At 62.1% G+C, this 14,425-nt stretch carries 14 protein-coding genes; 1 reads left to right on the top strand and 13 read right to left on the bottom strand.

Annotated features, from left to right (window positions below; all coding sequences use genetic code 11):
• Positions 1-27 precede the first annotated feature (27 nt).
• The 7 genes from ABIE49_RS26390 to ABIE49_RS26360 all read right to left on the bottom strand — a co-directional run bounded on the left by ABIE49_RS26390 (position 28) and on the right by ABIE49_RS26360 (position 9,289).
• A complete protein-coding gene (locus tag ABIE49_RS26390; RefSeq protein ID WP_192736827.1) occupies positions 28-2,358 on the bottom strand; it encodes a putative bifunctional diguanylate cyclase/phosphodiesterase in 2,331 nt (776 codons plus the stop codon).
• A gap of 173 nt (positions 2,359-2,531) precedes the next feature.
• Entirely contained in the window at positions 2,532-3,863 is a 1,332-nt protein-coding gene (gene tolB, locus ABIE49_RS26385) for a Tol-Pal system beta propeller repeat protein TolB (RefSeq protein ID WP_192736951.1), read from the bottom strand.
• Positions 3,864-3,949: 86 nt separating this feature from the next.
• Entirely contained in the window at positions 3,950-4,927 is a 978-nt protein-coding gene (gene tolA / locus ABIE49_RS26380; protein WP_192736828.1) for a cell envelope integrity protein TolA, read from the bottom strand.
• 83 nt (positions 4,928-5,010) lie between these two features.
• Positions 5,011-5,484, bottom strand: coding sequence for a biopolymer transporter ExbD (locus ABIE49_RS26375; protein WP_192736829.1), 474 nt, complete (start codon positions 5,482-5,484; stop codon positions 5,011-5,013).
• Between the two features lie 94 nt (positions 5,485-5,578).
• Entirely contained in the window at positions 5,579-6,262 is a 684-nt protein-coding gene (gene tolQ / locus ABIE49_RS26370) for a protein TolQ (protein WP_192736952.1), read from the bottom strand.
• A gap of 1,268 nt (positions 6,263-7,530) precedes the next feature.
• On the bottom strand, positions 7,531-8,298 hold the full coding sequence (locus ABIE49_RS26365; protein WP_192736830.1) for a serine acetyltransferase domain-containing protein: 768 nt from the start codon (positions 8,296-8,298) through the stop codon (positions 7,531-7,533).
• A 97-nt stretch (positions 8,299-8,395) separates the two neighbouring features.
• Positions 8,396-9,289, bottom strand: a complete 894-nt coding sequence (locus tag ABIE49_RS26360; RefSeq protein ID WP_192736831.1) for a LysR family transcriptional regulator — start codon at positions 9,287-9,289, stop codon at positions 8,396-8,398.
• 148 nt (positions 9,290-9,437) lie between these two features.
• On the opposite strand from ABIE49_RS26360, the gene ABIE49_RS26355 reads away from it, so the two are divergent.
• The gene (locus ABIE49_RS26355; protein WP_192736832.1) at positions 9,438-10,601 is read left to right on the top strand and encodes a mandelate racemase/muconate lactonizing enzyme family protein; all 1,164 of its coding nucleotides are present in this window, start codon (positions 9,438-9,440) and stop codon (positions 10,599-10,601) included.
• Positions 10,602-10,724: 123 nt separating this feature from the next.
• Here ABIE49_RS26355 and ABIE49_RS26350 read toward each other — a convergent pair whose 3' ends face one another.
• The 6 genes from ABIE49_RS26350 to ABIE49_RS26325 all read right to left on the bottom strand — a co-directional run bounded on the left by ABIE49_RS26350 (position 10,725) and on the right by ABIE49_RS26325 (position 14,393).
• Positions 10,725-11,210, bottom strand: a complete 486-nt coding sequence (locus ABIE49_RS26350) for a DUF2852 domain-containing protein (RefSeq protein WP_192736953.1) — start codon at positions 11,208-11,210, stop codon at positions 10,725-10,727.
• A gap of 106 nt (positions 11,211-11,316) precedes the next feature.
• A complete protein-coding gene (locus ABIE49_RS26345) occupies positions 11,317-12,045 on the bottom strand; it encodes a TetR/AcrR family transcriptional regulator (protein ID WP_192736833.1) in 729 nt (242 codons plus the stop codon).
• Between the two features lie 83 nt (positions 12,046-12,128).
• Positions 12,129-12,554, bottom strand: a complete 426-nt coding sequence (locus ABIE49_RS26340; RefSeq protein ID WP_192736834.1) for a YciI family protein — start codon at positions 12,552-12,554, stop codon at positions 12,129-12,131.
• Positions 12,555-12,683: 129 nt separating this feature from the next.
• Positions 12,684-13,100, bottom strand: coding sequence for a YciI family protein (locus ABIE49_RS26335; protein ID WP_192736835.1), 417 nt, complete (start codon positions 13,098-13,100; stop codon positions 12,684-12,686).
• 270 nt (positions 13,101-13,370) lie between these two features.
• The gene (locus tag ABIE49_RS26330) at positions 13,371-13,739 is read right to left on the bottom strand and encodes a nuclear transport factor 2 family protein (protein ID WP_192736836.1); all 369 of its coding nucleotides are present in this window, start codon (positions 13,737-13,739) and stop codon (positions 13,371-13,373) included.
• Positions 13,740-14,393 (bottom strand): glutathione S-transferase family protein, encoded by a 654-nt coding sequence (locus ABIE49_RS26325; RefSeq protein WP_192736837.1) that lies wholly within the window; start codon positions 14,391-14,393, stop codon positions 13,740-13,742.
• Positions 14,394-14,425 lie beyond the last annotated feature (32 nt).

The raw sequence follows: 14,425 nt of genomic DNA, 5'->3' as shown, positions 1-14,425 counted from the left end.
CGTAGTATTACGGGAAGTTGTATTGTGTCACGCGATCGAACGCGACGGCACCACGACCAGCGGCTCGTCCGGCGAACGGCGGCCGTGGGAAGCATTCAGCAACTGGCGAACCCGAACCGAGGGGACCGGCCGGCTGAACAGATAGCCTTGCGCCTCGGTCACCGTGCCATCGGTGCTGATCAATTCGAGTTGTTCGTTGGTCTCGATGCCCTCGACCACGACCGACATGCCGAGATCGGCCGAGAGCCGCGCCACGCCCCGCAGCAATGTCAGCGGACGATCGGTATCGATGCCTTCGAGGAAGGAACGGTCGATCTTCACTTTCTGCAGTGGGAAGTTGTGCAGATAGCTCAGGCTCGAATAGCCGGTGCCGAAATCGTCCAGCGAGATCCGCACGCCGAGCGAATGCAGTTGCGACAGCACATCATGCGTCAGCTGCGTGTTGCGCAACAACGAGGATTCGGTGATCTCGATTTCGAGCCGGTGCGCCGGCAGGCCGGAGACCTCGAGCGCGTAGCGTACTTCGCTCAGCACGTCGCGCTGATGGAATTGCTGCGGAGAGAAGTTGACGGCGACGCTGACGGCCTCGGGCCACTTCATGCACTCCATGCAGGCCTTGCGCAAAATCCAGCGGCCGAGATCGACGATCAGGCCCATATCCTCGGCGACCGGAATGATATCGATCGGCGATACCGTGCCGCGGACCGGATGATTCCAGCGCAGCAGCGCCTCGCAGGTCGCGATCTTGCCGGACTTGATATTGACCAGCGGCTGATAGAACAGCTCGAACTCCTCGTTCGCCAGCGCCTTGCGCAGGTCGAGTTCAAGGATGCGGCGCGCTTCGACGGTTTGGGCCATCTCGTCGCGGAAGAAGCAGAAGGTACCGCGGCCGTCGGCCTTGGCGCGGTACAGCGCCATGTCGGCATTCTTCAGCAGCGTATCCGCACTGACCCCGGCAGAGGTCATGGCGATGCCGACGCTGGCGCCGATCTCGACCAGATGATTGTCGATCTTGTAGCGCTCGCTCAGCCGGTCGACGATGCGCCGGGCGAGGCCTGCCGCGTCCTCGTGGGAATGAATGTCCTGCTGGAACACGACGAATTCGTCGCCGCCAAACCGCGCCACGAAGTCCTCGGGACGCAACATCTCGCGCAGCCGTCCGGCAACCGCGCACAACAACTGGTCGCCGCAGGGATGACCCAGCGTGTCATTGACCTGCTTGAATTGATCGAGGTCGACGAACAGCAGCGCCGACAACCTGTCGGCGCCTTGCTGAATGGCCAGCAGGCGCCCGATTTCGTCGCGGAAATTGACCCGGTTGGGAAGCTCGGTGAGTTCGTCGTAACGCGCGAGATGGCTGATCTTGGCTTCCGCGTCGCGCCGCTCGGTGATGTCTTCGAGCAAGACCACCGCGCCTCCGCCCGCCATCGGCTGGAACGTCCATGACAGAGACCGGTTGCGCGTGAAGTCGGGATCGGTCGTGATCATGTCCCGCGCCTGCGAGCTCTCGATTTCCGACAGGATCATGCTGCCGCTCGCGTTCGAAATCGAACCAGAGGCGACGCAGGCTGCAATAATGTCGGACGCACTGGCGGCACCCTGCACCGAAGCGTCAGGCAGGCTCATCATCTCGCTGAAGCGGTGGTTCATGACCGCAAGGCGGCCGTCAGCGCCGAACATGCAAAGCCCGTGCGGCATGTTGTTCAACGCGGTATCGAACTGGCCGGCCAGCGCCGCCTCGCGCTCGCGCGCCATCAGCGCCTGCATGAATATTCTGTGCAGATTGGCCGAAATTTGTATGACCGCCACGAGGAATGCTGCGCACAGGACCGACATGGCCATGTAATAGGGCGTGCCACGCAATGCCAGCGCGATGACCGTTGAACCGAAGCAAAGGTAAGCCTGCAGCTGGAATATCCATTGCCGTCCATAGGCCCTGCCCGCACCGCCCGCCACGAATCCGGTGGTTGTGGACAGACAAATCATATGAGCGACGGCGTCGTCCGAGACCAACAGGGTGGTGCAGCACCAGATGCCGACCGCGGCGGCCTGGATGATCGCCCCGATCTGATGCCGGCTCTTCCACCGCGCAGCCTCATCGGCGGTCAGTGTCGCTTTGCGTGTATCGTACCGCCGCAAGTCGAACGCCCGGAGGGCGGCGGCGAAGATGAGAAGCACGACACACGCCCAGATGAGCGGTTCTCCCGTCTTCAGCGCGGTCACGGCCGCCGCAACGGCGCCGAAGAAAAGACCCGTGAGCAGCGGAGCGCGGGTTTCGAACAGCGAATCGATCAGCGCCGCGCGAAGATACGGCGACATCTTCTGATCGGACTCTCCGTTCTGGTTTGCGAGCTGCATTTCGGGTGTACGCCGTCCTGTTCGGGTGCGTAGTCTTACCCTTTGCAGATGAAGTCTTTCTGAGGGAATATCGTTACCAAGACGTTGCTTTCGGTTTCAGGCTGCAGAAATCCGCCTGATAAATCAGCACGCTAGGCAATGTTTGCCGATTAACGCCCTAACCCGTGGAACGCTCAGGACAACAGCGGAGACCATGCCGGATCGGAGGCGAAGCCAGGGGTCGGGACCCGCAGCTCGTTGCGCCCGGAGATATCGACGGTGAACAATGAAGGGCCGCTGTTGCCGCCGGGCTCGCGGAAGAACATCAGCACCCGGCCGTTCGGCGCAAAGGTCGGGCCTTCGTTATGGAAGCCCGAGGTGAGAATGCGTTCGCCCGATCCGTCCGGCTTCATGATGCCGATCGCGAATTGACCACCGCCCTGCTTGGTGAAGGCGATGTAGTCGCCGCGCGGCGACCACACCGGCGTCGAATAGCTGCCCTCCTGGAACGAAATGCGCTGCGCCCCACCACCGGTCGCCGGCATCACATAGATCTGCGGCTTGCCGCCGCGATCGGACTCAAAGCAGATGCGGGCGCCGTCCGGCGAATAGGACGGCGAGGTGTCGATCGCCGGCGTGTCGGTCAGCCGCGTCGTCGATTTCGAGCGCAGGTCCATCACGAACAAGTTCGAATTGCCACCCTGCTGCAGGCTCATGATGACGCGCTGGCCGTCCGGCGAGAAGCGCGGCGAGAACGACATGCCCGGGAAGTTGCCGACGATCTCGCGCTGCCCGGTCTCGATGTTGAACAGGTAGACCCGCGGATCGCCCTGCCCGAACTCCATATAGGTAATTTCCTGGGTCGACGGCGAAAACCGCGGCGTCAGCACCAGGTCGGCGCCGCGCGTCAGATATTTCACGTTGGCGCCGTCCTGATCCATCAAGGCCAGCCGCTTGACGCGGCGTTCCTTGGAGCCGCTCTCGTCGACGAACACCACGCGGCTGTCGAAGTAGCCTTTTTCGCCGGTCAGGCGCTCGTAGATCTGGTCGGAGATGATGTGGGCGATCCGCCGCCAGTATTCCGGCGAGGTGAAATACTGCTGGCCGGTGAGCTGCTGGCCGGTGTTGACGTCCCATAGCCGGAATTCGGCCTTGAGGCGGCCGTCGCCCTGCCGCGTCATGCGGCCGGTCACCAGCGCCTGCGCGTTGATGCTCTTCCAGCTCTGGAAGTTCGGCGCGGCATCGATGTTGATTACTTTCTCGATATAGGCCGCCTGATCGATCGGCGCGAACAGACCGCTGCGCTTCAGGTTGTTGGTGATGACCTGCGTGACGCCGACGCCGACCTCGGCGTCTGCCGGCGTGCCGGCGGCGAAATTCGGGATCGCGATGGGGAGCGGCGTGAATTCGCCCTCGGGCACAATGATGCGTTTCGGCGCCTGGCCGAAGGCGCGCTGGCCGCCCATCAGCAGGCCCGCTGACGCCATTCCGGTAATGATCTGCCGGCGGCTCGGGCGAAACAGCATGTTCGGCAATCCCTCTTTGTCAGTCATCGCTTCGACTTTGCTCATATCCGTGATTGCCGGGAGGTGACCACCAAATTACAAAAGCTTCAGGTCTTCTGTTCGGTGAACACCGGCGCAAAATATTTCCATTCCTCGAAAAACGCCGCAGGCAGCTTGTACGGCTGGCATTCGATGATCGCGCGCAACGCGCTCTCCTGATAGACGCGCAAATACGGCGTTGCCGGCGTTCCTTCCGGAACCGGCATTCCCTCCAGCGTACCGTCGCGCTTCAGGCGGATCGCAAACGCCGCTTCCGGCTTCTGCGACTCGATGCCGCCATAGGGCTTCTTCCAGCATCGCTCGACCTGCTGCTTGAACATCGATCCCCAGGTCGCGGAGTTGTCTGCGGCAGTGCCCTTGGCGGTGCCCAGGGCGGCATTCGAATTCAAGGTGTCGCCGGTCGCGGCCTTTCGCGACGGGTCCCGCTTGTCGAGCAGCGCCGCGATACTGACCAACGGATCTTCCGACCTGGGCTTCGCGTCCGCTTTGGCTTTCGCCTCGGCTTCGGCCTTGGCTTTTGCCTCAGCCTTTGCCTTCGCTTCCGCCTTGGCCTTTGCCTTCGCCTCAGCCTTGGCCTTTGCTTCCGCCTCTGCGTTCGCCTTCATCATCTCTTCCGCGATCGGATCGACCTTGGGCGGATCGGGCTTCTTGTCCGGCTTCGGCTCTTCCTTCGCCTTTTCGGTAACCTTGGGCGGATCCGGCTTTTTCTCGACCGGCTTCTCTTCCGCCTTGGGCGGCGCCATTTCGGTGACCACGGGCGCTTTTTCGGTCACCTTGCCGACCGCGTCTTCGATCGGCTTGGCCTCGGCAACCTTGTCCACCAGCGGCTTCGGATTTTCCTTCTTGCCGGTCTTGGTCCCGGCCATGACCTTGGCGAGCTGGTCGGGCGAAATGACATCGACGGCGACCGATTCCTCCGGCGTCATTTCGTAAGCCTTGGTCGAGAACGACACCAGTCCGTACCCCAGCACGAGGACGTGCAGGGCGACCGACGCAGCCAGTGTCTTGTCGATCTTGAGCTTCACTTAAGTCTTTCCGCTCCGCTCACGTACGTTTTTCCGCTCCGCTCGCGCACTTCAGCTTCCACCCCGTGCCAAAACGCTGGCGCTCACGAGCCCTGCTCGGGGACGATCACGATGTTCGCCTTGAACCCCGCGGTCCGAATATAACCCAACAATTTCATCATATCTGTGTAACAGACGTCCTTATCGCCGCGCAGATAGACCACGCTCTCGGCCTCCGACCGGGTTTCCCTTATAGCCTTGATTTTGGGCAACAAGTCGGCGGCAGGGATCAATGTATCCCCCAGATATAATTCGACATTCGAGTTGCAGGCGCCGCCGGTGCGCTTGACCGACAGCGTCAATGGCGGGGCGTTCGACGCCAGCGACTTGCCGCCGCTGGCGACCGGCAAATCGATATCGATGGTCGAGGTCATCAAGGGCGCGGCCACCATGAAGATGATCAAGAGCACCAGCATCACGTCCACCATCGGCGTGACGTTGATCTCCGCCATCACGGCGGCGCGTCGCCGGCCGCGGCGTCCACCGCCACCTGCCGAACCTGCCATGTTCATCGCCATGATCGGATGCCCACAATGCTCACGATTGACCGCTCCTCACGCCGTTTATCCGGGGGCATGATCTGGTCCAAAAACCGGTTTCCACTTTTCGGGATCATGCCCGCTCGTCGATCTGGCGCGACAGGATCGCTGAAAATTCGTCGGCGAACCCCTCCAGGCGCTGGGCCTGCCGGTTCACCTCGGAAATGAACTTATTGTAGAAAATAGTCGCCGGAATGGCAGCGATAAGGCCGATCGCGGTGGCAAACAGCGCCTCCGCGATGCCGGGCGCCACCACCGCCAGCGAGGTGTTCTTCGAGGCCGCGATCGACTGGAAGCTCGACATGATGCCCCAGACGGTTCCGAACAGGCCGACGAACGGCCCGGCCGAGCCGACGGTGGCCAGCACCAGAAGCCGCCGTTCCAGCCGCTCGACTTCACGGGCGATGGAGACGTTCATCACCTTCTCGATCCGCATCTGCAGGCCGGCAAAGGACCTGGTCTGGCTCTCGAACGAACGTTTCCATTCGCGCATCGCCGCGACAAAGCACGCTGCCATGGATTGCGTCGGCTTGGCGGAGAGCGAGCGGTAAAGCTCCTCGATCGATTGCCCGGACCAGAACGCCTGTTCGAAACGGTCCATCGCGCGCTTGGTGCGCGCATAGAGAAAGATCTTGTCGATGGCGATCGCCCAGACCCAGACCGAACAGGCGAGCAGCCCCATCATCACTGATTTGACGACCCAGTGCGCCTGCAGGAACAGCGAAATCAGCGACACGTCTGACGCGGCAAGCGACAGCGATTGCGTTTCGACCTGTTGGGCGCTGGCGGACGAAGCCGTTGCCAGAAGGCAGGCCAGCGTCACGAACTGCAGGAATCTCCGGATCACCAGATCATATCCTCTCAATGCTCTCGTTTGGGCATGATCCGCTTCGGAAAACCGCTTTTCCGGATCATGCTCTATCTCTTGTTTGGAGCATGATCTTTTCGGAAAACCGGGCCCCACTTTTCCGGATCATGCTCTGCCTCTTGTTTGGAGCATGATCTTTTCGGAAAACCGGGTCCCACTTTTCCGGATCATGCTCCTTCCCAAATTCCTCCGGGAGCGACTGGCTGCCCGTTCCACAGCCGCGCATCGGGCGCGGCGAAAAATGCGCCAGCGCGAGAGCCTCATTGGTGTCGCATGGGGGGCCCGTCCAAAGCCGGGTCCTGCTTCCCCTGCCAACGTGTCAAAACGAGGGCTATCCGCGCGTCTTTACGTCCCTAACCAGACGCTAATCTTGGTTAATGCGAGGTTACCAAAGGACAATTTGACTGCCGGAAATCAAGGCAGACCGGGCGGTTACGGGGGCTGGAACCGGGTTCCCTTGAGGGTATTGGCCTAACCCGTCACCCTGAGGTGCGCGCTCCTGCGCGCCTCGAAGGGCGACGGCCCTTCTGTGGCCGATTCATCCTTCGAGGCTCGCTACGCTCGCGCCTCAGGATGACGGTAATCACACCTTCGCATTCTCGCGACGCATTGCGCCCGAGGTTTGCTGGAAACTTCCCGCCCATAGAGAGGGCGCAGGGAAGACCGGGTGCGCGCTGCACCCGCGGTCTCGTGTGCGATTGTGCAACAAGATGGTGCACACGAGCATACAGGGCAGCGGTGAACACCCGGCCTTCCCTGCGCAATGGCTTTACGGCTTATGCCGTGATCTCCCCGGAGACGAGTTCCTAATTGACTCCGTCACCACCGGTTCAGCTTGCGCCTAGCCGACAGCTTGACGCCTGCAACGGGCGCCAGGACCACACGGTTTTGCCGTACGCTCGTCCGCGCCATCGTCTCAGCGCAAACCAGCGTCCACCGCAACCCGCCCAACGTCCGTGACGACGGCCGACGCCCTCTGAGTGGGACGGGATGGCGATAGATGCGCACTGATTTGGGTCGGCCGACAACAGAAATATTTCTGATATACAGAAATTTTCTACTTGACACGATTTCCGCAAATCAGAACTGATTTGCCCGTCGGGTTGTTTTGTCGCAGTCGGCGCCCGGAATCGCGCTTGCGCGAGGAGCAACGCAGCTCACGCCGGCAGCCCCGCCTCGGCGCAATTGACGAGCCGCGCCGGCATGCCGACGGCGGTACATCCGGCCGGCACGTCTTGCTCGATGAGCGCGCCGGCGCCGATCTTGGCGAAGTCGCCGATGCGAACGTCGCCCAGGATCGTGGCGCCGGTGCTGAGCAGCACGCCGCGGCCGATCCGCGGCGCGCGGCCCGGCATTGCCTGTTTCCGGCCGATGGTGACGTTTTGCAGGATCGTCACCTCGTCGCCGATGACAGCGAAGGCGCCGGCGATGATGCCGGTCGCGTGATCGAGAAACACCGAGGTGCCGATCGAGGCGGAAGGGTGAATGCTGACCTGAAGCGAATCCGACGACAGGCTTTGCAGCAACAGGGCGAGGTCGGTTCGCTCGTGACGCCAGAGCCAGCTGGACACGCGCCAGGCCTGCAGCGCGACGTAGCCCTTGAAGTTGAGCAGCGGCGGCAGCAGTCCTTTGGTCGCAGGATCGTGAATGGCAATGCTTTGCAGATCGAGGCTTGCCGCGTCGATCAGGTCGGGCGCGGCGTGAAAGGCCTCACGGGCCACGCGTGCGAACAACTCGTGGTCATCAGCGGTCTTGCCGAGCCGTTCGCCGATCTGATGAGCGAGCGCGCGACCGAAATCGGCATGATCGAGGATGGCTGATGACAGCGAGGCGCCGAACAGCGGATCGTTGGCGAGGACGCTTTCGGCCTCGCGGCGGAGGGATCCCCAGAGCTGGTCGACGGGTGCAATTGCGTTCTGGATCATCGCCATCATCTCGGGTGCGCCGGCCCGAAATATAGGTCGTCCGGGGGACTTCGCCAGCGCAAAGCGGTGCACGGATAGCAAACCGTTCGTCGAAACGTCAGGACTGTTCAAAGGCAGCCCACGCCGACTCGGCGGCCTGGCTTTGCCGTGCAAGGGGGCGGAAAAGACGAATTTCGATAGGGATATGCAAATCCGCAGCGCCCGCTTCGACCAGCCGGCCGGCAGAAATGTCCTCTTCGGCCAGAGTCCGCGGCAGCCATGCCACGCCGTCTCCAGCGCGCGCCATCGAAAGCAGGGTTGCTGCCAGATGGGAAGTAAAGATCGTTTCGAGCGCAAAGGCTCGCTCTTTCGTTCCCCATTGGGCGGCCACGATGCGTCCCAATCCCGACTGCGCACTATAGGCCAGGTATTTGACCGGCTTGCCGCCACGAAGCCGCCAGTGCGGAGCTCCGTTTTTGCCCGGCGCACTGAGCGGAACGAGCGTATCGGATCCGACCACGATGCTCCTGAACTGGCGGGACTCTAACCTGCTGCTCATTTGCCGGTGGTAGTGGCAAAGCAGAAACTGCGCATCGCCGCGCAGCATCATCTGCTCGCACGCCTGCATGCTGTCGGAAATCAGGTTGAGATTCCCAAGCGCCAGAACCCTTTCATTGCCGCGAACCCACTTTGGAAAAAAAGTGAAGGAGAGCGCGTGCGTCGCCGCGATCGACAAGAGCTTTGCACCGCGGCCGGAAACTTCCAGCGTGTCGCGGCGCAGTTGATGCACCGCGCGGGTCAGCATCTCCGCCTGATTGTGGAAATGCTCGCCCGCCGGGGTCAGCGCGACGCCATGCGTCGTGCGGGTGAACAAGTCAGCGCCGACCCAGCTTTCGAGCGCGCGAATCCTGCGGCTGAAGGCCGGCTGGGTGACGTGGCGTGCCTCGGCCGCCCTTGAGAAGTTCAGGGTTCCGGCGAGCGCCAGGTAGTCCTCGAACCAGATCAGTTCCATTGGTAATGCCGTATCAACATAACCAGTTCAGGCAATAGCATTGGCCTTGAAGCAAATCCAGCTTTACCAACCATCCCGAACAGGCTTGCTGCTGTCGTTATCAGCATGACCGGCGCCTCCAAACAACGGCCGATGGAAGGAAAACATCATGCGTATCGTCGACGTCGTCGAAATCACCAAGCCGATCGCCTCTCCGATCCGCAACGCCTATATCGACTTCTCGAAAATGACGGCGAGCCTCGTCGCCGTGGTAACGGATGTCATGCGCGACGGTCGCCGCGTCGTCGGATACGGCTTCAATTCCAATGGCCGCTATGGCCAGGGCGGCCTGATCCGGGAACGCTTCCGCAATCGCATCATCGAAGCCGAGCCTGCAAGCCTGCTCGACGACGCCGGCACCAACCTCGATCCGCATCGGATCTGGGCAGCGATGATGTCCAATGAAAAGCCGGGCGGGCACGGCGAGCGCTCGGTGGCGGTGGGCACGCTCGACATGGCGGTCTGGGACGCCGTCGCGAAGATCGCCGGCAAGCCGCTGTTTCGTCTCCTCGCCGAAAAGAAGGGCCGTGAGGCCAATCCCCGTGTCTTCGTTTACGCGGCAGGCGGCTACTATTATCCGGGCAAGGACAATTCGGCGCTGCAAGCGGAGATGCGCGGCTATCTCAACCGAGGCTACAACGTAATGAAGATGAAGATCGGCGGCGCGTCGATCGACGAGGACCGCGGACGGATCGAAGCCGTGTTGAAGGAGATCGGCTCGGAAGCGCGGCTTGCCGTCGACGCCAACGGACGCTTCGATCTCGAAACCGGTATCGCCTACGCGAAGATGCTGCGCGGCTATCCGCTGTTCTGGTACGAGGAGATCGGCGATCCGCTCGACTACGCGCTGCAAGCCGCCATGTCGGAATTCTATCCGGGTCCGATGGCGACCGGCGAAAATCTCTTTTCGCATCAGGACGCACGCAATCTGCTCCGCTACGGCGGCATGCGGCCGGACCGCGACTGGCTGCAGTTCGATTGCGCGCTGTCGTACGGACTTGTCGAATATCTGCGGACGCTCGATGTCCTGGCACAGCATGGCTGGTCGCCGTCCCGCTGCATCCCCCATGGCGGGCACCAGATGTCGCTGAACATCGCGGCAGGTCTCGGCCTCGGTGGCAACGAGAGCTACCCGGACCTCTTTCAACCGTATGGCGGCTTTCCCGACTCCGTTTGCGTCGAGGACGGCCACATCGTCATGCCCGACCTTCCCGGCATCGGCTTTGAGGGAAAATCCGACCTGATCAAGGTGATGCGCGAACTGGCTGAATAGCGGAACGCAGCTTCACGCGCACAAAGCAAACCGCCCGTCTGTGCTGATCACAAACGGGCGGCTCGTTAGCCTTCAGGCGCTATGGGGGCACATCGCCCGAGGCGTTAGCTCACGACTTGAAGTTCAGCTTTGCGGCTGATCGTTCGGCGGGGTCGGACGCGGCTTGTGCTGCGCCATGAACTGGTCGAACTCTTCCTTGTCCTTGGCGTGACGCAGGCGATCGAGGAAGTTGCGGAATTCGACCTGCTCTTCCTCGAGACGACGCAGCGTTTCGGTGCGGTATTCGTCGAAGGCGCGGTTGCCGCTCGTGGGCGTCCCGAAGCCGCCGAAGCCGAAGCCACGGCTCTCCATGCGGCCACGCATCCGGTCCATCTTGTACTGCATCCGCTCCATCTTGTTCTGCCAGCGATCCTGGTGACTCCAGCAACCCATTTTTCTGCTCCCGAGTGTGAAAAAGAGAAGGGCAAGCCCGATCGGCCACCAGATGATGAAGCCGAGGATGGTTACGGCGATCCAGCCGGGATGCCAGGGGCTATCCAGCATATGCGGGGGCCGATTGGTTTCTTCAGCGGGGCCGCGCCATCGATTGACATCTGCGGTGTAGGCCATTTCCCTCTCCATGACGGCGATCACGCCGTTGTGAATGTAAATAACATTTACATACCTAAACCATCCACGTTTTTTGTCAAGCGGGCGGCAAGCGGCCGTCGTTAAATTATTTTGGAGTGCCCCAAGGACCCGCCGGTGGAACCGGCGGCGGGCCGGACGGCTTCTCGCTCGCCGGGTCCTTCGCGGCAGGCCTGCGATCGGTCGGGAAGCCGAGACCGCGCAGATAGATCAGCACTTCGGCTTCCAGGAGATCCTCGGCCGACATCGGCAGCTTACGGCGCGCCGCATCGCCCCGCGCAAACAGCGACGCCACGCCGTGCGACATCGACCAGATGTGCAGCGCCATCATCATCGCCGGCGGCCGCGGCATGCCCGGCGGCACCAGCGCGGCGAGACGCTCGGCTGCCGCCCTGATTACGGCGAAGGCCCGTTCGCTTGCCGCCTGCAATGTGGGGCTAACATCGACCGGAAGCCCGGATTCGAACATCGCCGAGTAGAATGCCGGCTCGTTGCGGGCGAAGGCGAGATAGGCTTTGCCGAGCCGCTCGAACGCCGTGACGGTGTCGGGACGGCCGTCGTCCCAGGCCTGCAGCAACAGTGCCTCGAACTGCTCGAAGCCGCGCTGGGCGATCGAGGACAGCAACTCATCGCGGTCGCGAAAATGCCGGTAGGGCGCCGCCGGGCTGACGCCGGCCATCCGCGCGGCGTCGGCAAACGTGAAACCGGCCGCGCCCTTTTCAGCGATCAGGCCAAGCGCCGCCTGCAGCAGCGCCTCTTTCAGATTGCCGTGATGATAGCCGCGCTCGGGGCGGCGGGGTTCTTTGCGCCAACTCATGTGAAAGGCTTTTACATGAGTTGGCTATAAAGGTCACTTATTTTGGGCGTTCAGGAAGGTTAACGGGCGGCGATTCCCGCGGCTCACCGCGCCTTGTTCGCATTAGTCTTTTGCAGTTCCACAAAACCTTTGGCGGCCTGCTGCACTTCGTCCGACCAATCGGACATCTCCTGCACCTGGCGGATTTCGATGATCTCGTTCTCGGACGCCGGGCACTTGCTGGCCCAGGCGATCGCCTCTTCGCGCGACTTGACGTCGATCATCCAGTAGCCGCCGAGCACCTCCTTGGCCTCGGTGAACGGACCGTCGGTGACGACAGGCTTGCCTGATGCGAACGACACCCGCGCGCCCATCGACGGCGGGTGCAACCCGTCGAGCGCGATCAGAACTCCGGCTTCACTCAGCGCCTCATTGTATTTCATCATCGCCGCGACGCGCTCGGGATCGAGCTGCACATCCGGCGCCGCGGTCTCATAGCCCAGGGGGATCATCAGCATCATGAATCGCATGGTGGGATTTCCTGTTTAGATTCGGCGTCATTCCGGGGCGCGCGAAGCGCGAACTCCGATGTGCAATTGCACATCGGAGAATCTCGAGATTCCGGGTTCAGCCCTGCGGGCTGCCCCGGAATGACTTCGTTATTTCTTCCCAGCATGCGCGCGCAGGCGATCTTCCTGCTCGCGCAGTTCGGGGGTGAACGCCTCGCCAAAATCCTCGGCCGCGAACACCTGGCGGATTTCGATCTCGGCTCCACCATCGAACGGCGCGCGCTTCATCCACGCGATCGCATCATCGAGCGATTTCGCGTTGATCAGCCAGAAGCCGGCAACGAGATCGCTGGTCAGGGGGAACGGCCCTCTGACGGCACTGCCCTCTCCGCCCTGATATTTGACCCGCGCGCCTTTCGAAGACGGATGCAGGCCCTCGCCGGCCTCCATCATGCCGGCCTTGACCAGTTCCTCGTTGAACTTGCCCATCGCGGCCAGCATTTCCGTGCTGGGCATCACGCCGGCTTCGGTATCCTTGCTGGCCTTCACAATCACCATGAATCGCATCGTTTCGCTCCGTTTTTCTGTCGGGCCGGCCGGCTGCTCCGGCGAACCTTCGTCAACATGACGAACCGGGTTTTGCGGCGCCGACATGTCGGTGACAATTTTTTTGGAGGTAATGGGGGGCTTCCCCCTCATCCCCGCGCAACGGCTTCGCCGTTGTCGCTGGAGGAGCGGCCACTTGGCCGCGTCTCGAAGGATGCAGGCCCGTCTGTGGCCTCATGGTTCGAGACGGCGCTACGCGCCTCCTCACCATGAGGGAGTTCCTGTGCGCCCCTACCCCTGCTGTTTGACAAAAACGCCGTTTTCGTACGTCGCCCCGAAATAGACGTCGATGCGCCTGATCCTGTCGCCGGCAAAAGCGAAGAACTCCGTATTGCGGAAACTCTTGCCTTCCCTGGCGACGCATCGATAGGTCACGAACGCCGCCTCGCCCTCGACCATGATACGCTCGAGATCCTGTCGTTCGATCCAGTCGCTGTTCTGCCAGCACCGCTCGAAATAGGTCGCCTTGTCGATTTCGTCGTCATAGGGGCTGGTGAATCGGAAGTCATCGGTGAACGCGGCCTCGACCGCCGCGCGGTCATTCGCCAAATAGGCGGCGAACAGGTTGCGGATGATCCCGGTCTTGCTTGCGGAACTCATTCAGCGCTCCTTCGGCACCATACTGAAATAGGGCTCGGCCTCCTTCAGCACCCGTGCGAACGATGGCCGCGCCTTCAGTCGTTCGAGATAGGCGGCGAGGTTTGTCTCGCCGTCGCCGAACGGCAGCGCCATGCTGCCGTAGAACAGCGACGGCGCCGCGGCGCAGTCGGCGAGGCCGAAATCATCGCCCATCGCCCAGGCTCCGCCGGCCATCTGCCGGTCGACCATCGCGTATGAAGTGCGCAGCTGCGCCCGCGCCTCCTCGACCCCGTGGGGATCCTTCTTCCCTTCAGGGCGAAGCCGGTCGAGCATGATCTTCTGCATCGGCAGATGCACATAGAGATCGTAGAAGCGGTCGCGCAGCCGGGTCTGCAGGGCCCTGTCAGCGTCAGCCGGAATCAATCGCGTACGTCCGGGATAATGGCGATCAAGGTACTCGATCACGATGCTCGATTCCGGGACGATCTCGCCCCTGGCATCGTCCTGCAGCACCGGAAACTTTCCGATTCCCCACAGTTGCAGCAGCGCGGCGCGTTCGGCCGGATTGCCGAGATCGACCAGCTTCGGCGTGAACGGGACGCCGTTCTCATAGAGCGCAATCAGCGCCTTCCAGCAGAACGACGCCAGCGGGTGAAAATACAACGTCAACGACATCTAGACTCCGGATAGTTGAGGCACGCCAGCAT

The organism is Bradyrhizobium sp. OAE829 (assembly GCF_040546575.1).
In the GTDB taxonomy this organism is placed as follows: Bacteria; Pseudomonadota; Alphaproteobacteria; order Rhizobiales; family Xanthobacteraceae; genus Bradyrhizobium.
The sequence above is the reverse complement of the archived record's forward strand: the minus strand, read 5'-3'. Positions and strand labels throughout refer to the sequence as shown.